Below are 17,086 nucleotides of genomic sequence, written 5' to 3' on the forward strand. Positions count from 1 at the left end.
TTTTCAAGACAGAGACCTTATGTCCCAAGATGACCACACTTCTTCCTGGCCCGTGCTCAAGCGGTTACTGGGTTATGTGAAGGAGCGCAAACTCGGTCTGGTGGCCGCCATTGTCGGCATGGCGGGCTATGCGGCCGTCGATACCACCTTTGTCTATTCCATCAAGCCGTTGATCGATGAGGGACTCACAGGTCAGGATCCCAATGTGCTGAAATGGATGCCGCTGTTTGTTATCGGCATCGTATTTCTGCGCGGCGTCTGTACCTTTCTGTCCGGCTATTGCATGGCCTGGGTCGGCAACCATGTGGTGATGTCGCTGCAGCAGCAGGTATTCGGCAAGCTGATGGCGATGCCGGTGGCGTTTTTTGACCGCCATAACAGCGGCAACCTGCTGTCCAAGGTGACCTACGATGCCTCCCAGGTATCGTCGGCGGCCAGCTCGACCCTGGTGACTCTGGTACGGGAAGGCGCCACCGTGATGGGTCTGCTGGGGCTGATGCTTTATCATTCTTGGCAGCTGTCGCTGATTTTCTTTGTGGTCGGCCCCGTGGTCGGGGTCATGATAGCGGTGATCAGCCGTCGTTTCCGTCGCCTCAGTCGCGGCATGCAGGATGCCATGGGCAACATCACCAGCAGCACGGAGCAGATGCTGAAGGGCCACAAGGAAGTGCTGATGTTCAACGGCCAGCGGGTGGAGTCGGGTCGCTTTCACCGGGTCAGCAATGCGGTGCGTCAGCAGAACATGAAGATGGTGGCGGCAGATTCCATCGGCACGCCGCTGGTGCAGGTGATTGCCTCCAGCGCCCTGGCCATCCTCCTGTATGTGTCTACCTTCGACGATATTCAGGACCAGCTGACCCCCGGTACCTTTACCGTTATCGTCACCTCCATGATGATGCTGATGCGGCCGCTCAAGAGCCTGACCCAGGTCAACGCCTCTTACCAGCGCGGCATCGCCGCCTGTCAGAGCCTGTTCGGTCTGCTCGACAGCGAAGGCGAGCAGGATACCGGCACCCGGCCCCTGGCTCGTGCCCGGGGTCTTATCGAGTTTGACCGGGTCGGTTTTACCTACCCCACCAAGGAAAATGCGGCGCTGAAAGACGTCAGCTTCCGGCTTGAGCCCGGCAAGACCATAGCACTGGTCGGCCGCTCCGGCTCCGGCAAGAGCACCATCGCCAGCCTGCTGACCCGTTTCTACGATATCGATGACGGCGAAATCCGCCTCGACGGCGTGGATCTGCGCGAATACAAGTTGAGCGATCTGCGCCGCCAGTTTGCGCTGGTATCCCAGCAGGTGCATCTGTTCAACGACACCATCGCCAACAACATCGCCTATGCGGCCGAAGGCGAATACAGCCGGGAGCAGGTTATCGCGGCGGCAAAGGTGGCCTATGCGGATGAATTCATCAACAAGCTGGAGCAGGGCTACGACACCATCATCGGTGAAAACGGCGCCAGCCTGTCCGGTGGCCAGCGTCAGCGTATCGCCATTGCCCGGGCCCTGCTGCGCAATGCGCCGCTGCTGATCCTGGACGAGGCGACCTCGGCACTGGATACCGAGTCGGAACGCCATATTCAGGCGGCATTGGATGCCCTGCGCAAGGACAGAACCGCGCTGGTGATAGCCCATCGTCTGTCGACCATCGAAAACGCCGACGAGATCCTGGTGATCGACGAAGGCCGGGTAGTGGAGCGGGGCTCTCACCTCGAGCTGCTCGAGCGCCAGGGGGTGTATGCCCAGCTCAGAAGCATTCAGTACGGCGAGGGCTGATGCAGGCCTGGTACCGTAAGCACACCGGCTGGCTGTGGGGGCTGGCCCCCCTGAGCGGCCTGTTTGCGCTGGTCAGCGGCCTGCGTCGCTGGCTGTTCCGGCGAGGGAGCAAGGCGGTGTACCGGGCGCCGGTGCCGGTGGTGGTGGTCGGCAACCTGACCGTGGGTGGCAATGGCAAGACCCCCTTGGTGGTCTGGCTGGTCACCTGGCTGCGCCGACAGGGATATACCCCGGGCGTGATCAGCCGTGGCTATGGCGGCAACGCCGAGCGGTATCCGCTGTTGCTGACGGCGGACACAGAGCCCGGACAGGCCGGTGACGAGCCGGTGCTCATTTATCGGCGCACCGGTTGCCCGGTGGTCGTTGGCCCCAAACGGGGGGAGGCGGCGGCGCTGCTGGCAACCCGGGGAGTGGACATCATCATCAGCGACGACGGTTTGCAGCATTACGCCCTGGCCCGGGATATAGAGCTGGTGGTGGTGGATGGCAAACGGCGCTTCGGCAACGGTCATCTGCTGCCGATGGGCCCCCTGCGCGAGGGCTTGTGGCGGCTGGACCGGGTGGATGCCATCATCAATAACGGCGGACCGGCCGACGCCGGAGAATATATGATGACGCTCGAACCCGGTGCCCTGCAAGCGGTCGGCGGCAAACAGGCTGCCCCCGAGCCGGGCGCCCGTGTTCATGCCCTGGCGGGCATCGGTCATCCGCCGCGTTTTTTTGCGACCCTGGAACAGTTGGGCTTTATACTGGAACAGCGGCTGGCGCTGGCCGATCACCAGGCGGTAGTCCCCGAGCAACTTACCGGCTTGCAGTCGGCACCGCTGCTGATCACCGAAAAAGACGCGGTCAAATGGCCGGGGGGGCATGACAATACCTGGTTTGTGCCGGTGGATGCCCGATTGCCCGCCGCATTCGAACAACTGCTTTTAACTCGACTCAAGGAGCTAGATCATGGCGATTGACGCCAAACTGGTGGAAATCATTGCCTGCCCGGTATGCAAGGGCAAGTTACAACTGGACCGGACCCATAACGAACTGGTGTGCCGCTTCGATCGGCTGGCCTATCCCATTACCGAAAACATTCCGGTACTGCTGGAAAACCGGGCCCGCAAACTGAGCCTGGACGAGCTGCCCGCATGAGCTTCGTGGTGGTGATCCCCGCCCGCTTCAGTTCGACTCGTCTGCCCGGCAAGCCGCTGGCCGATATTCACGGCAAGCCGATGATACTGCGGGTGGCGGAGCAGGCGCAGCAGAGTGGCGCGGCCCGGGTGGTGGTGGCCACCGACGATGTCCGCATTCGCGACGCACTGGCACACAGCGGCGTCGAGGTCTGCATGACTGGCGCCCATCACGAGTCCGGCACCGAACGCCTGGCCGAGGTGGTCGAGCTGCTGGGGCTGGCGCCGGACGACATAGTGGTGAATGTGCAGGGTGACGAGCCGCTGCTGCCGCCGGCCCTGGTGGATCAGGTGGCGGGTCTGCTGGCCGACAGCGATGCGCCCATGGCGACCCTGGCCACCCCGCTGGATCAGGCGGCCCAGCTGACCGACCCCAATGTGGTCAAGGTGGTGCAGAGTCGGGCCGGACGCGCGCTGTATTTCAGCCGCTCCGCCATTCCCTTCGACCGGGACGGCACGGCCGGCGGCGCACCGGATCTGCGCCACTGCCGCCGGCATATCGGCATCTACGCCTATCGGGCCGGCTTTATCCGCCGTTACCTGGCATTGCCGGTCAGCCCGCTGGAGCAATTGGAAAAACTGGAGCAGCTGCGGGTGCTCTGGCATGGCGAGTCGATAGCACTGGCCGATGCCTGTGAAATACCGCTGCCGGGGGTCGATACCCCGGAAGATTTGGAAGCAGTTCGTCGCCAGCTGGCTTCCCGTTGAAGCGGGATCCGGGCCGATGAGCAAAAAATTCTGCAATAAATGCAATAAAAGAGTTAACGGGGTACATTGCCCCGCAGTTATGGCGGCTAAGCGTCACAAGGAAACGTTCGAGGAACTATATGATTACCCTGGGTGAATACATCGTAAAGACACAGTCCGAATACCCCAGCGCCAGCGGCGAGTTGACGTCACTGTTGTCTTCCATCCGTCGTGCCGCCAAGGTGGTTAACCGGGAAATCAACCGGGCCGGGCTGGTGACCGACATCATCGGTGGCAGCAACGGCAGCGAAAACGTGCAGGGTGAAACACAGCAGAAGCTGGATGTGTTCGCCAACGACATGTTCAAGGCGGCACTGGAAGCGCGGGGCGAAGTCTGTGGCATCGCGTCCGAAGAAGAAGACCATTTCGTGGCCTTCGACGACAAGCGCCAGAGCAACGCCAAATACGTGGTGTTGATGGATCCGCTGGACGGCTCCTCGAACATCGACGTGAATGTGTCTATCGGCACCATTTTCTCCATCTATCGCCGGGTCAGCGAGCCCGGCGAGCCGGTGAACATCGAAGACTTCCTGCAGCCGGGCGTGAATCAGGTGGCCGCCGGCTACGTGGTCTACGGTTCATCCACCATGCTGGTATACACCACCGGCAACGGGGTGCACGGCTTTACCTACGATCCCACCCTGGGTTCCTTCTGCCTGTCTCACGAGAACATTCGCATTCCCGAGCAGGGTGCCATCTACTCCATCAACGAAGGCAACTACATCAAGTTTCCGGAAGGGGTGAAGAAGTACCTGAAGTTCTGCCAGGAGAAGGACGAAGCCACCAAGCGTCCCTACAGCTCTCGCTATATCGGCTCTCTGGTATCCGATTTCCATCGGAATATGCTCAAGGGCGGCATCTACATCTATCCGTCCGGCACCAGCAACCCCAACGGCAAGCTGCGGTTGCTGTATGAGTGTAATCCGCTGGCATTCATGGCCGAACAGGCCGGTGGCAAGGCCACCGATGGTTTCCGCCGCATCATGGAAATCAAGCCCACCGAGCTGCATCAGCGCACCCCCTACTTTGTGGGGTCGAGCAAGATGGTCGACAAGGCCGGCGAGCTGATGGCGCAGTACTCCGCCGAGTAATGTAGGGTCGAATTTATTCGACCGTATCAAGCCGTGCAATAGTATGTGGTCCAATGAATTGGACCCTACAAAACCCCGAGTCTGACAGGCTCGGGTTTTTTGTTTGTGCTGTATGAAAATATCGACGGCGCCGGTACCAACATGCTGCACGGATGTAGGCACTGCTTTAGCTGTGCAATATCGCGCAGCGATATCCCAACTCAGATTTTTCCTGTACCGCTGTAAATGTTGAACCCGCAGACCCATTCGGTGGCATGAGAACGTGTGCACCAGAACCTGCTGCGCAGGTTTTCGCGGCTAAAGCGCGCGACTACATTCGTGCAATATGCATACATCGGAGGCGCTGTACTTTCTCTTCACGATTCTTCACATAAACAAAAAAGGCCGGCATGTTATGCCGGCCTTTTGCTGTTGAGCTGTGATGCTTAACGGCGGTTACTTCTCTACCTGCGTCTTGAACTCGCGCTCGGGGGCACCGGTGTACAGCTGACGAGGACGACCGATTTTCTGCTTGGGATCGGACATCATCTCGTTCCAGTGTGACATCCAGCCCACGGTGCGCGCCAGGGCGAAGATCACGGTGAACATGGAGGTCGGAATGCCGATGGCCTTCAGGATGATGCCTGAATAGAAATCGACGTTCGGATACAGCTGGCGCTCGACGAAGTAGGGGTCCGACAGCGCAATGCGTTCCAGCTCCATGGCCACGTCCAGCAGCGGATCTTCGATCTTCAGATCGTCCAGCACTTCGTGGCAGGTGTCGCGCATCACGGTGGCGCGCGGATCGAAGTTCTTGTAGACCCGGTGACCGAAGCCCATCAGACGGAAGGGGTCATCCTTGTCCTTGGCACGCGCGACAAATTCGGGAATACGATCCACGGAGCCGATTTCTTCCAGCATCATCAGGCAGGCTTCGTTGGCGCCCCCGTGAGCGGGGCCCCACAGCGAGGCAATGCCGGCGGCGATACAGGCGAAGGGGTTGGCACCACTGGAGCCGGCCAGACGCACGGTCGAGGTAGAGGCGTTCTGCTCGTGATCCGCATGCAGGGTGAAGATGCGGTCCATGGCGCGTTCGACAATGGGGTTGACCTTGTAGTCTTCACTGGGCACGGCAAACATCATCTGCAGGAAGTTGGCCGCATAGCTCAGGTCGTTGCGCGGGTAAATGAACGGCTGGCCCATGGAATACTTGTACGCCATGGCGGCGATGGTCGGCAGCTTGGCAATCAGGCGGTGGGCGGCAATTTCCCGGTGTTGCTGATTGTTGATGTCCATCGGCTCGTGGTAGAAGGCCGACAGGCCGGCGATAACACCGCAGACGATGGCCATGGGGTGAGCATCACGGCGATAGCCCTTGAAGAAGGAGGACAGCTGCTCGTGTACCATGGTATGACGCATGATAAGACGCTGGAACTGGTCGAACTGCTTGGCGGTGGGTGCCTCGCCGTACAGCAGCAGGTAGCAGACTTCGAGGTAGGTGGCGTTTTGCGCCAGCTGGTCGATGGGGTAGCCGCGGTGCAGCAGTATGCCCTTGTCACCGTCGATATAGGTGATTTCGGACTGGCAGGACGCAGTGGCCATAAAACCGGGATCATAGGTAAAATACCCATGTGAGCCCAAGGAACTAATGTCGATCACATCATAACCGGCAGTACCCGAGGCGATGGGAAGCTCAATGGGCTCCTTGCCGGGCAAGTGTAGAGTGGCCTTTTGGTCAGCCATAGCACGTCTCCTTCGCGTTCTTATAATAGGTCCACGGGTAGGTATTTTTACATAGTTCAAATAAATCTCTAACTACTATTGCCTCCCATGGTGCGAGCATATTGAAAACAGAACAGGAGGCTAATGTCAATTTTACTCGGTGTCGCCGGCCACGGGTTGACGTCGTTGTGCGATCGGCTTTACACATTTGGCAATTGCTGCAGACCCTACGTTGTAATTATTTTTCTCCTCCATATACTGGTGCCCCGAGGGTATATGGTGCAGTTAGGGGTCTGTTGCAAGTGCACTCGCTGGTGTTCGGAACGTCCTCGGGCATTCGGATTTCAGCACGCATTTTCTCTCATGCCCTTATTTCATATATCCGGGATTTATCTGTGAAAACAATAACTAACGTGCTCAATGGAGCTAGTGGGCAAGACCGTGACTAAAAAACAGAGACCTGTAAACCTCGACCTACGGACTATTCGCCAACCTGTCGCTGCAATCGCATCTATCCTGCACCGGGTTTCCGGTGTCATCACGCTGTTCGCACTCGCCATCCTGCTGTGGCTGCTCAGTTACTCGCTTTCTTCCGAAACCGGGTTTCAGGCAGTTGTGGATATTCTCGACGGTTTCTTCGTCGGTTTTATCCTCTGGGGTGTGTTGACTGCGCTGGCCTATCACATAGTGGGTGGCATTCGTCACCTCATTATGGACCTGGGCTACTGTGAAGAGCTGGAATCGGGTGCGCTGAGTGCCAAGGTGGCGTTCGGTGTGACTATCGTGTTGTCACTGTTGGCGGGGGTAATGGTATGGTAACCAATTCTGCAACCTTTGGTCGCAGCGGCGTACATGACTTTATGTTGATGCGCGCATCGGCCGTTATTCTGACCTTATATACCCTCTACCTGGTGGGTTTTATCGCCTTCAACGACATTACTTTTGATGTCTGGACGGGCTTCTTCGACAAGACCTTTACCAAGGTGTTTACGCTACTGGCGCTGTTCAGCATGCTGATGCATGCCTGGATTGGTGCCTGGCAGGTGCTGTCCGACTACGTCAAACCGGCCTTCTGGCGCGGTCTGGCCCAGTTCGGGATAGTAGTGTTACTGCTGGTTTATGTACTGACCGGTATCGTCGTACTGTGGGGTGTATAAGGTGACTATTACAATTCGCGAATTCGACGCCGTGGTTATCGGCGCCGGCGGTGCGGGCATGCGTGCCGCGCTACAAATTGCCGAGTCCGGCAAGAGCTGCGCGCTCTTGTCCAAGGTATTTCCGACTCGTTCACATACCGTGTCCGCTCAGGGGGGTATTACGGTAGCCTTGGGCAATGCTCATGAGGACAACTGGGAATGGCACATGTACGATACCGTCAAGGGTTCCGATTATATCGGTGACCAGGACGCCATCGAATTTATGTGTCAGACCGGCCCCGAAGCCATTCTCGAGCTGGAAAAAATGGGCCTGCCCTTCTCCCGCTTCGACAACGGCAAGGTGTATCAGCGTCCCTTCGGCGGCCAGTCCAAGGCCTTTGGTGGCGAGCAGGCGGCCCGTACCGCAGCGGCGTCCGACCGTACCGGTCATGCCCTGCTGCACACCCTGTATCAGCAAAACGTCAAGCACAAGACCACCGTCTTCTCCGAATGGTATGCGCTGGATCTGGTGAAAAACCAGGATGGCGACGTGGTGGGTTGTACCGCCATCGATATCGAAACCGGTGAGCTGGTGTACTTCAAGGCCAAGGCCACCATTCTGGCTACCGGCGGCGCCGGTCGCATCTTCCAGTCCACCACCAATGCTCACATCAACACCGGTGACGGCGTGGGTATGGCTCTGCGTGCCGGCGTGCCGGTACAGGACATGGAAATGTGGCAGTTCCATCCCACCGGTATCGCCGGTGCCGGCGTACTGGTGACCGAAGGTTGCCGGGGTGAAGGCGGTTACCTGCTGAACAAGGACGGCGAGCGCTTCATGGAGCGTTATGCACCCAACGCCAAGGATCTGGCCGGTCGTGACGTGGTCGCCCGTTCCATCATGATCGAAATCCGTGAAGGCCGTGGTTGTGATGGTCCCTGGGGTCCGCATATCAAGCTGAAGCTGGATCATCTGGGCAAGGATGTACTCGAATCCCGTCTGCCCGGCATCTGCGAGCTGTCCCGTACCTTCGCCCACGTGGATCCGGTCAAAGAGCCGATTCCGATTATTCCTACCTGTCACTACATGATGGGCGGCGTTCCGACCAACGTGAATGGCCAGGCTCTGAAAACCGATGCCGATGGCAAGGACGTACCGGTGAAAGGCCTGTTCGCCGTCGGCGAAATTGCCTGCGTATCGGTACACGGTGCCAACCGTCTGGGTGGTAATTCACTGCTGGATCTGGTGGTGTTCGGTCGCGCTGTGGGTCGTCACCTGACCGAAGCGCTGAACGAGTTGACCGACATCAAAGACGCGACCGAGGCGGATATAGACGCCGCCATGGCGCGCTATAACCGTTGGGAAAACAACCGCGACGGCGAAGACCCGGTACAGATCAAGAAAGATCTGCAGCAGTGCATGCAAAACAACTTCTCGGTATTCCGGGAAGGTGATGCCATGGCTGCCGGCCTGGCCGAGCTGAAAACCATCCGCGAGCGCCTCAAAAACGCCCGTCTGGACGATACCAGCAGCGATTTCAATACCCAGCGGATCGAATGTCTGGAGCTGGACAACCTGATGGAAACCGCCTACGCCACTGCCGTGGCCGCGAATTTCCGTACCGAAAGCCGGGGTGCCCACTCTCGTTTCGATTATCCGGAGCGTGACGACGAAAACTGGCTGTGCCATTCCTTGTACAGCCCGGAAACCGAGTCCATGACCAGACGGTCCGTGAATATGTCACCGAATACCCGTGATGCATTCCCGCCGAAAGCGCGTACCTACTAAGGGGAGGGGATGATGCAAGTTACTATTTCTGTCTATCGCTACAATCCGGAAACCGATGCCAAGCCCTATATGAAAGACTATCGGCTGGAAGTAGCCGAAGGTTCCGACATGATGGTGCTGGATGCCCTCATTGCGCTCAAGGAACAGGAGCCGACCTTGTCTTTCCGTCGCTCCTGCCGCGAAGGCGTCTGTGGCTCCGATGGCGTGAACATGAACGGCAAGAACGGCCTGGCCTGTATTACGCCGCTGTCCGACCTGCTGGGCAAGGATAACAAGGTGGTGCTTCGTCCGCTGCCCGGCCTGCCGGTGGTGCGCGATCTGGTGATTGACATGAGCCAGTTCTATACCCAGTGGGAAAAGGTCAAGCCCTTCCTGATTGCCGATGACAAGCTGCCGCCGGCTCGCGAGCATCTGCAGTCACCGGAAGAGCGTGCCCAGTTGGACGGACTGTACGAGTGCATCCTGTGCGCCTGTTGTTCGACCTCCTGCCCCTCCTTCTGGTGGAATCCAGAGAAGTTTATCGGTCCGGCCGGCTTGCTGGCTGCCTACCGCTGGCTGGCCGACAGCCGCGATACCGCCGCCGATGAGCGACTGTCCGAACTGGATGATGCTTTCAGCGTATTCCGCTGTCATGGCATCATGAACTGTGTGAATGTATGTCCCAAGGGTTTGAATCCCACCAAGGCCATTGGTCATATCAAATCCATGCTGTTGAAGCGGGCAGTTTAATCGTCCCAGCTAGATAATCAGCCGCCCGCAAGGGCGGCTTTGACTCGATGACCAGAACGACAGTAGCCCTGTCGAGACGTTATAAAGGGATAAAGATGCACAATGGCGTAATGCAAGCCTGGCTGGAATCCTCTTACCTGGCCGGTGCCAATGCGACCTATGTAGAAGACCTTTACGAGGCATATCTTGCCGACCCTGACTCGGTTCCCGAGCAATGGCAGACCGTATTCAACGGCCTGCCGGTGCAAGAAGAGAACGTGCAGGAGCAACCTCATTCGCAAGTAAGAGATTATTTCCGCCGCCTCGCCAAAGACACCTCCCGTTATGCCACTCCGGTCAGTGATCCCCACACCGACGCCAAGCAAGTCAAAGTTCTGCAGCTGATCAACGCCTATCGTTTTCGTGGCCATCAGAATGCGAACCTGGATCCGCTCGGGCTGTGGAATCGTGATCTGGTGGCCGAGCTGGATCCGGCCTACCACAACCTGACCGGTGCCGATCTGGATGCGACCTTCAACGTGGGATCCTATGCCATCGGCCAGGAAACCATGAAGCTGAAGGATCTGGTGGCGGCGCTGAAGAAGACCTACTGCGGCCCCGTCGGTGCCGAGTACATGCATATCACCAGCACCCGGGAAAAACGCTGGATCCAGAGCCAGCTCGAACCTGTGGTGGGTGAACCCAAATACACTGACGAAGACAAGCTTCGTTTCCTGGACAACCTGACCGCCGCCGAAGGCCTGGAAAAGTACCTGGGTGCCAAGTTCCCCGGTGCCAAGCGCTTCTCTCTCGAGGGCGGCGATGCCATGGTTCCCATGACCAAGGAGCTGATCCGTCGCTTCGGTGAGAAGGGGGGCCGGGAAGTGGTCATCGGCATGGCGCATCGTGGTCGTCTGAACATGCTGGTCAACGTGCTGGGCAAGCGTCCTCAGGATCTGTTCGATGCCTTTGCCGGCAAGTACGAAGTACAGAGCTCCGGTGACGTTAAATATCACATGGGCTTCAGTTCCGACTTCGATACCCCCGGCGGCCCGGTGCACCTGGCGCTGGCGTTCAACCCCTCGCATCTTGAAATCGTCAACCCGGTGGTTATCGGCTCGGTACGGGCGCGCATGGACCGACTGGACAACCCGGATGGTCGTCAGGTGCTGCCGATCACCATTCACGGCGACTCGGCCTTCGCCGGTCAGGGTGTGGTGGCCGAAACCTTCAACATGTCGCTGACCCGCGGCTATGGTGTGGGCGGCACCATCCGGATCGTGATCAACAACCAGGTTGGCTTTACCACTTCCAACCCGCGCGATACCCGTTCTACCGAATACTGTACCGATATCGCCAAGATGGTGCAGGCACCGATTTTCCACGTCAATGCGGACGATCCGGAAGCCGTGATACAGGTCACTCAGCTGGCGCTGGACTACCGTAACGAGTTCGGTCGCGATGTGGTGATCGATCTGGTCTGCTATCGCCGTCACGGTCACAACGAGGCCGATGAGCCAAGTGCGACCCAGCCGCTGATGTATCAGAAGATCAAGAAACACCCGACACCGCGCAAGATTTATGCAGACAAGCTGCTCGACAAGGGCACCGTCTCTGCGGAAGACGCCACCGCCATGATCAACGAGTATCGTGACTCCCTGGATCACGGCGAGTGTGTGGTCAAGGAATGGCGCCCGATGGAGAAGCACTCCGTCGACTGGTCTCCCTATCTGGGCCACGAGTGGGACATGGCCTACGATTCGGCCTATCCGCTGGACAAGTTGAAAAACCTGGCCGAACGGGTGACCGACTACCCGGAGAGCCATACCCTGCAGCGTCAGGTGGGCAAGATCTACACCGATCGCAAGCTGATGGCCAAGGGCGAAAAGCTGGCCGACTGGGGTTTTGCCGAAGTGCTGGCCTATGCCACCCTGTGTGACAACGGTTATGAGGTTCGCCTCACCGGCCAGGATTCGGGCCGCGGTACCTTCTTCCACCGCCATGCGGTGCTGCACAATCAGAACGATGCCAGCACCTACACCCCCCTGTGTCACCTGTCCGAGAGCCAGGGTCAGTTTCAGGTCTATGACTCTGTGCTGAGCGAAGAAGCGGTGATGGCCTTCGAATACGGCTATGCCACCGCCGAGCCGGAAGGCCTGACCGTGTGGGAAGCCCAGTTTGGCGACTTCGCCAACGGTGCCCAGGTGGTGATCGACCAGTTCCTGAGCTCCGGTGAGCAGAAGTGGGGTCGGATGTGCGGTTTGACCCTGCTGTTGCCTCATGGCTACGAAGGTCAGGGACCGGAGCATTCCAGTGCCCGTCTGGAGCGTTATCTGCAGCTGTGCGCCGAGCACAACATGCAGGTGTGTGCGCCCACCACGCCGGCGCAGGTGTTCCACATGCTGCGTCGTCAGGTACTGCGCCCCATGCGTCGCCCACTGGTGGTGATGACGCCCAAGTCGCTGCTGCGTCATCCGCTGGCGGTGTCCGAGCTGGAAAGCCTGGCCAGCGGCACCTTCCAGAATGCCATCGGTGAAATTGACTCCCTGGATCCCAAAGGCGTCAAGCGTGTAGTGCTTTGTTCCGGCAAGGTGTATTACGATTTGCTGGAAACGCGGCGCAAGCAGGAACAAACGGATGTGGCCATTATTCGGATCGAGCAATTGTATCCGTTCCCTCAGGAAGAGGTTGCCGCGATTCTGGCCGACTACCAGCACGTAACCGATTTCGTCTGGTGTCAGGAAGAGCCGCAGAACCAGGGGGCCTGGTATTGCAGCCAGCATCACTTCCGGGCGGCGATTCCGGCGGGAGCGAACCTGCGTTATACAGGTCGCGAAGCCTCGGCATCGCCGGCGGTGGGCTACACCTCGGTTCATTTACAACAACAAAAAGCGCTGGTCGAAGACGCACTGACGCTGACTGAAGCATAACGCACAAAGGACATATTGATGACCATCGAAATCAAGGTTCCCGACTTACCCGAGTCCGTCGCCGATGCCACTATCGCCACCTGGCACAAACAACCGGGTGACCGGGTTGAGCGCGACGAAGTGATCGTCGACATCGAAACCGACAAGGTGGTACTGGAAGTACCGGCACCCGAAGCCGGTGTTCTGGAAGCCATCATCGAAGACGCCGGCGCCACCGTGCTGGGTCAGCAGCTGATCGGCAAGCTCAAGCAGGGTGCCGTGGCCGGTGAAGCGACCACAGAAAAGACCGCTTCTGCCACCAATGGTGAAGCGAAGGAAGAAAGCAAAGCCGACGCCAAGTCCGACGAGGACAGCCTGAGCCCGGCGGTTCGTCGTCTGGTGGCCGAGCACGGCATCGACGTGGCCAAGCTGTCCGGCTCCGGCAAGGGCGGTCGCATCACCAAGGAAGATGTGGAAGCCTTCATCAAGGGCGGCAACAAGCCTGCCGCAGCACCTGCTGCCAAGGCCGAAGCCCCTGTGGTTCCGCTGGGTGAGCGTACCGAGAAGCGGGTGCCCATGACCCGTCTGCGCAAGCGTGTCGCCGAGCGTCTGCTCGAAGCCAAGAACACCACCGCCATGCTGACCACCTTCAACGAGGTCAACATGGGCCCCATCATGAGCCTGCGCAAGCAGTATCAGGAGGTGTTCGAGAAGCGTCACGGTATTCGTCTGGGCTTTATGTCTTTCTATGTGAAAGCCGTGGTCGAGTCGCTCAAGCGCTACCCGGAAGTGAATGCCTCCATCGACGGTGAAGATATCGTGTATCACAACTACTTCGACGTCAGCATAGCGGTATCCACCCCTCGTGGTCTGGTCACCCCGGTGCTGCGTGACTGTGATCGTCTGAGCCTGGCCGACATCGAAAAGAGCATCAAGGAACTGGCCATCAAGGGTCGTGACGGCAAACTGACCGTGGACGACATGACCGGCGGTAACTTTACCATCACCAACGGTGGTGTATTCGGCTCCCTGATGTCGACCCCCATCATCAACCCGCCGCAAAGCGCCATTCTGGGTATGCACAAGATCCAGGACCGCCCCATGGCCGTTGACGGTACAGTCGCAATACAGCCGATGATGTATCTGGCCCTGTCTTACGATCACCGTCTTATCGACGGACGCGAGTCGGTCGGCTATCTGGTTTCCATCAAGGAACTGCTGGAAGATCCGACCCGCTTGTTGCTGGACGTGTAAACCCAGATACAGCGATATTGAGGTCGGGCGTCGGCCCGGCCTTTTAGACATGAAGAATAATGAGATAACGGAAATACAAATATACTCTGAATCCCTACACAACAACGGAAACACAACATGAATTTGCATGAATATCAGGCAAAGAAATTGTTTGCTGAATACGGTCTCCCCGTTTCAGAAGGCTATGCATGTGACAATCCACAGGAAGCAGTGGAAGCCGCCAGCAAGATCGGCGGTAGTATGTGGGTGGTGAAATGTCAGGTTCACGCCGGAGGCCGCGGTAAGGCCGGTGGCGTCAAACTGGCTAACACCAAAGAAGAGATACGAGAATTTGCAGAACACTGGCTGGGTAAAAACCTGGTGACCTATCAGACCGATGCCAAAGGTCAGCCGGTTGCCAAGATCCTGGTTGAGTCCTGTACCGATATCGCAAAAGAACTGTACCTGGGGGCCGTGGTCGACCGGGGTACCCGTCGGGTGGTGTTTATGGCCTCCACCGAAGGCGGTGTGGAAATCGAGAAGGTGGCCGAAGAGACCCCCGACCTGATCCACAAGGCCGCCATCGATCCCCTGGTCGGCCCCCAGCCCTATCAAGGCCGTGAGCTGGCATTCAAACTGGGCCTCAAGGGCAACCAGATCAAGCAGTTCACCAAGATTTTCCTCGGTCTGGGACAGATGTTCCTGGACTATGATTTCGCCCTGCTCGAAATCAATCCCCTGGTGATCACCGCCGCCGGCGATCTGCATTGCCTGGACGGCAAGATCAACATCGACTCCAACGCCCTCTACCGTCAGCCCAAGCTGCGTGACATGCACGATCCGTCCCAGGACGATGCCCGTGAAGCCCATGCCGCCAAATGGGAGCTGAACTATGTGGCGCTGGATGGCAACATAGGTTGCATGGTGAACGGCGCCGGCCTGGCCATGGGTACCATGGATATCGTCAACCTGCACGGCGGTTCACCCGCCAACTTCCTGGACGTAGGTGGTGGTGCCACCAAGGAACGGGTGACCGAGGCATTCAAGATTATTCTCTCCGACAGCAATGTGAAAGCGGTGCTGGTGAACATCTTCGGCGGCATAGTGCGTTGCGACATGATTGCCGACGGCATTATCGGTGCGGTGAAAGAGGTGGGCGTCAAAGTCCCGGTAGTGGTGCGACTGGAAGGCAACAATGCCGACGCCGGCACCGCCAGGCTCGCAGAATCCGGCCTGAACATCATCGCCGCCACCAGCCTGACCGACGCCGCCGAGCAGGTCGTCAACGCCGCACAGGGGAAATAACAGCATGAGCATTCTGATCAACAAAAACACCAAGGTGATTTGTCAGGGTTTCACCGGTGGCCAGGGTACCTTCCATTCCGAACAGGCCCTCGAATATGGCACCCGCATGGTGGGTGGCGTGTCTCCCGGCAAGGGCGGTACCACGCATCTGGGCCTGCCGGTGTTCAATACCGTGCGTGAGGCGGTTGAAGTGACCGGTGCTACCGCCAGCGTTATCTATGTGCCGGCGGCCTTCTGCAAGGATGCGATTCTGGAAGCCATCGACGCGGGCATAGAGCTGATTGTCACCATTACCGAAGGCGTCCCTACCCTGGACATGCTGGACGTGAAAGTGAAGCTGGAACAAACCGGCGTGCGCATGATAGGCCCCAACTGCCCGGGTGTGATCACTCCGGACGAGTGCAAGATCGGCATCATGCCCGGCCACATCCACAAGAAGGGCAAGGTGGGCATCGTATCCCGCTCCGGTACCCTGACCTACGAAGCGGTCAAGCAGACCACAGACGAAGGTTTCGGCCAGTCCAGTTGCGTGGGCATCGGTGGTGACCCCATTCCGGGCTCCAGCTTTATCGACATTCTCGCGTTGTTCGAGAAAGATCCGGAAACCGAAGCCATCGTGATGATCGGTGAAATCGGCGGCACCGCCGAAGAAGAAGCCGCCGCCTACATCAAGCAGCATGTCACCAAGCCGGTGGTGTCCTACATCGCCGGTGTGACCGCCCCTCCGGGCAAGCGCATGGGCCATGCGGGCGCCATCATCTCCGGTGGCAAGGGCACCGCAGACGAGAAGTTTGCCGCCCTGCAGGATGCCGGTGTGAAAACCGTACGTTCTCTGGCCGATATCGGCAAGGCGCTGCGGGAAGTCACCGGCTGGTAACAGCACCTTAGTCGCAAGCCATAAGCGTTAAGCTGTAAGAAAGAAATAAGGAGCCGTAAGGCTCCTTTTTGTCTTACGCCTCACCCCTCACCCCTCACGTTTTACATTACATCCGCTCGACGCGGCTCCAGGGATCGGGCTTGACGCTGAACTGACCGTGTTGCCAGCGGCTGGCCAGACGGCGGAAGTCGTCGCCTTTCAGATGGATCAAATCCCGGTGATCACCACTTTCCATATAGACATCGGCCAGGCCGAGCACTTCATCGTCCACCAGGGTGTCCAGCGCATAGGCTTCACCCAGGGCAGGAATGGCGCCGGGATCGCAGTCATCGAACCACTTACCTAGGGTGTGTTCCGGTGTCAGCTGTACTTCGCTGTGTGTCAGATAATTCAGCCGTTGCAGGTCGACCTTGTCGGCGGCAGGCAGCACCGCCATGATGGATTTACCGTCATCCCGCTCCAGAATGACCGCCTTGGCCATTTGCGCGAGCGGAACATGGCTGGCAATGGCGCTTTGGGTCGCGCCTTCAGAATAGGCGTGGTGCACCTTTTCATAGGGGATATGGTGTTGATCCAGATACTGTTTCAGTCTTGTTGACATACCCATAGCTACCTCCCGAAGGCAAGGCCATATCGGC

15 protein-coding genes are annotated in these 17,086 nt (G+C 58.5%); 13 read left to right on the forward strand and 2 right to left on the reverse strand.

Features of this window, described 5'->3' with window-relative positions; translation table 11 throughout:
• The first annotated feature begins 19 nt into the window (after positions 1 to 19).
• The 5 genes from msbA to fbp all read left to right on the forward strand — a co-directional run bounded on the left by msbA (position 20) and on the right by fbp (position 4,790).
• Complete coding sequence (msbA, locus tag HNR62_RS04030; RefSeq protein ID WP_204794806.1) at positions 20 to 1,771, forward strand: lipid A ABC transporter ATP-binding protein/permease MsbA; 1,752 nt, start codon at positions 20 to 22, stop codon at positions 1,769 to 1,771.
• Complete coding sequence (gene lpxK, locus HNR62_RS04035; protein ID WP_204794807.1) at positions 1,771 to 2,736, forward strand: tetraacyldisaccharide 4'-kinase; 966 nt, start codon at positions 1,771 to 1,773, stop codon at positions 2,734 to 2,736. The genes msbA and lpxK overlap by 1 nt, the downstream gene beginning before the upstream one ends.
• Positions 2,726 to 2,914, forward strand: a complete 189-nt coding sequence (locus HNR62_RS04040) for a Trm112 family protein (protein WP_204794808.1) — start codon at positions 2,726 to 2,728, stop codon at positions 2,912 to 2,914. The genes lpxK and HNR62_RS04040 overlap by 11 nt, the downstream gene beginning before the upstream one ends.
• On the forward strand, positions 2,911 to 3,660 hold the full coding sequence (gene kdsB / locus HNR62_RS04045) for a 3-deoxy-manno-octulosonate cytidylyltransferase (protein ID WP_204794809.1): 750 nt from the start codon (positions 2,911 to 2,913) through the stop codon (positions 3,658 to 3,660). Before HNR62_RS04040 ends, kdsB begins: the two co-directional genes overlap by 4 nt.
• Positions 3,661 to 3,779: 119 nt before the next feature.
• A complete protein-coding gene (gene fbp, locus HNR62_RS04050) occupies positions 3,780 to 4,790 on the forward strand; it encodes a class 1 fructose-bisphosphatase (protein WP_204794810.1) in 1,011 nt (336 codons plus the stop codon).
• Positions 4,791 to 5,225: 435 nt separating this feature from the next.
• On the opposite strand, the gene HNR62_RS04055 is transcribed toward fbp, so the two are convergent.
• On the reverse strand, positions 5,226 to 6,512 hold the full coding sequence (locus HNR62_RS04055) for a citrate synthase (protein WP_204794811.1): 1,287 nt from the start codon (positions 6,510 to 6,512) through the stop codon (positions 5,226 to 5,228).
• Between the two features lie 408 nt (positions 6,513 to 6,920).
• On the opposite strand from HNR62_RS04055, the gene sdhC reads away from it, so the two are divergent.
• The 8 genes from sdhC (at position 6,921) to sucD (ending at position 16,448) form a co-directional block, all read left to right on the forward strand.
• Positions 6,921 to 7,310, forward strand: a complete 390-nt coding sequence (gene sdhC / locus HNR62_RS04060) for a succinate dehydrogenase cytochrome b556 subunit (protein WP_420827136.1) — start codon at positions 6,921 to 6,923, stop codon at positions 7,308 to 7,310.
• Positions 7,304 to 7,648 carry a succinate dehydrogenase, hydrophobic membrane anchor protein gene (gene sdhD, locus HNR62_RS04065; protein ID WP_204794813.1) on the forward strand — a complete coding sequence of 115 codons (345 nt, stop codon included), beginning with the start codon at positions 7,304 to 7,306 and terminating at the stop codon, positions 7,646 to 7,648. Before sdhC ends, sdhD begins: the two co-directional genes overlap by 7 nt.
• Position 7,649: 1 nt before the next feature.
• The gene (gene sdhA / locus HNR62_RS04070) at positions 7,650 to 9,416 is read left to right on the forward strand and encodes a succinate dehydrogenase flavoprotein subunit (RefSeq protein WP_204794814.1); all 1,767 of its coding nucleotides are present in this window, start codon (positions 7,650 to 7,652) and stop codon (positions 9,414 to 9,416) included.
• A 12-nt stretch (positions 9,417 to 9,428) separates the two neighbouring features.
• On the forward strand, positions 9,429 to 10,145 hold the full coding sequence (locus HNR62_RS04075; protein WP_204794936.1) for a succinate dehydrogenase iron-sulfur subunit: 717 nt from the start codon (positions 9,429 to 9,431) through the stop codon (positions 10,143 to 10,145).
• A 95-nt stretch (positions 10,146 to 10,240) separates the two neighbouring features.
• Positions 10,241 to 13,054 carry a 2-oxoglutarate dehydrogenase E1 component gene (gene sucA / locus HNR62_RS04080; RefSeq protein ID WP_204794815.1) on the forward strand — a complete coding sequence of 938 codons (2,814 nt, stop codon included), beginning with the start codon at positions 10,241 to 10,243 and terminating at the stop codon, positions 13,052 to 13,054.
• An 18-nt stretch (positions 13,055 to 13,072) separates the two neighbouring features.
• Positions 13,073 to 14,287: a 2-oxoglutarate dehydrogenase complex dihydrolipoyllysine-residue succinyltransferase gene (gene odhB / locus HNR62_RS04085; RefSeq protein ID WP_204794816.1), complete on the forward strand. Its 1,215-nt coding sequence runs from the start codon at positions 13,073 to 13,075 to the stop codon at positions 14,285 to 14,287.
• Positions 14,288 to 14,404: 117 nt separating this feature from the next.
• A complete protein-coding gene (sucC, locus tag HNR62_RS04090) occupies positions 14,405 to 15,571 on the forward strand; it encodes an ADP-forming succinate--CoA ligase subunit beta (protein WP_204794817.1) in 1,167 nt (388 codons plus the stop codon).
• A gap of 4 nt (positions 15,572 to 15,575) precedes the next feature.
• Positions 15,576 to 16,448, forward strand: a complete 873-nt coding sequence (gene sucD, locus HNR62_RS04095; protein ID WP_204794818.1) for a succinate--CoA ligase subunit alpha — start codon at positions 15,576 to 15,578, stop codon at positions 16,446 to 16,448.
• Positions 16,449 to 16,554: 106 nt separating this feature from the next.
• Here sucD and HNR62_RS04100 read toward each other — a convergent pair whose 3' ends face one another.
• On the reverse strand, positions 16,555 to 17,049 hold the full coding sequence (locus HNR62_RS04100; protein ID WP_239552583.1) for an aminoacyl-tRNA deacylase: 495 nt from the start codon (positions 17,047 to 17,049) through the stop codon (positions 16,555 to 16,557).
• Positions 17,050 to 17,086: the final 37 nt, after the last annotated feature.

The organism is Oceanisphaera litoralis (genome assembly GCF_016907015.1).
Taxonomy (GTDB): Bacteria; Pseudomonadota; Gammaproteobacteria; order Enterobacterales; family Aeromonadaceae; genus Oceanimonas; species Oceanimonas litoralis.

What these genes read in the sequence shown, in the direction of transcription:
- msbA (WP_204794806.1), top strand. Translation starts at nt 20, where the DNA reads ATGTCCCAAGATGACCACACTTCTTCCTGGCCCGTGCTCAAGCGGTTA.
- lpxK (WP_204794807.1), top strand. Translation starts at nt 1,771, where the DNA reads ATGCAGGCCTGGTACCGTAAGCACACCGGCTGGCTGTGGGGGCTGGCC.
- HNR62_RS04040 (WP_204794808.1), top strand. Translation starts at nt 2,726, where the DNA reads ATGGCGATTGACGCCAAACTGGTGGAAATCATTGCCTGCCCGGTATGC.
- kdsB (WP_204794809.1), top strand. Translation starts at nt 2,911, where the DNA reads ATGAGCTTCGTGGTGGTGATCCCCGCCCGCTTCAGTTCGACTCGTCTG.
- fbp (WP_204794810.1), top strand. Translation starts at nt 3,780, where the DNA reads ATGATTACCCTGGGTGAATACATCGTAAAGACACAGTCCGAATACCCC.
- HNR62_RS04055 (WP_204794811.1), bottom strand. Translation starts at nt 6,512, where the DNA reads ATGGCTGACCAAAAGGCCACTCTACACTTGCCCGGCAAGGAGCCCATT.
- sdhD (WP_204794813.1), top strand. Translation starts at nt 7,304, where the DNA reads ATGGTAACCAATTCTGCAACCTTTGGTCGCAGCGGCGTACATGACTTT.
- HNR62_RS04075 (WP_204794936.1), top strand. Translation starts at nt 9,429, where the DNA reads ATGCAAGTTACTATTTCTGTCTATCGCTACAATCCGGAAACCGATGCC.
- sucA (WP_204794815.1), top strand. Translation starts at nt 10,241, where the DNA reads ATGCACAATGGCGTAATGCAAGCCTGGCTGGAATCCTCTTACCTGGCC.
- odhB (WP_204794816.1), top strand. Translation starts at nt 13,073, where the DNA reads ATGACCATCGAAATCAAGGTTCCCGACTTACCCGAGTCCGTCGCCGAT.
- sucC (WP_204794817.1), top strand. Translation starts at nt 14,405, where the DNA reads ATGAATTTGCATGAATATCAGGCAAAGAAATTGTTTGCTGAATACGGT.
- sucD (WP_204794818.1), top strand. Translation starts at nt 15,576, where the DNA reads ATGAGCATTCTGATCAACAAAAACACCAAGGTGATTTGTCAGGGTTTC.
- HNR62_RS04100 (WP_239552583.1), bottom strand. Translation starts at nt 17,049, where the DNA reads ATGTCAACAAGACTGAAACAGTATCTGGATCAACACCATATCCCCTAT.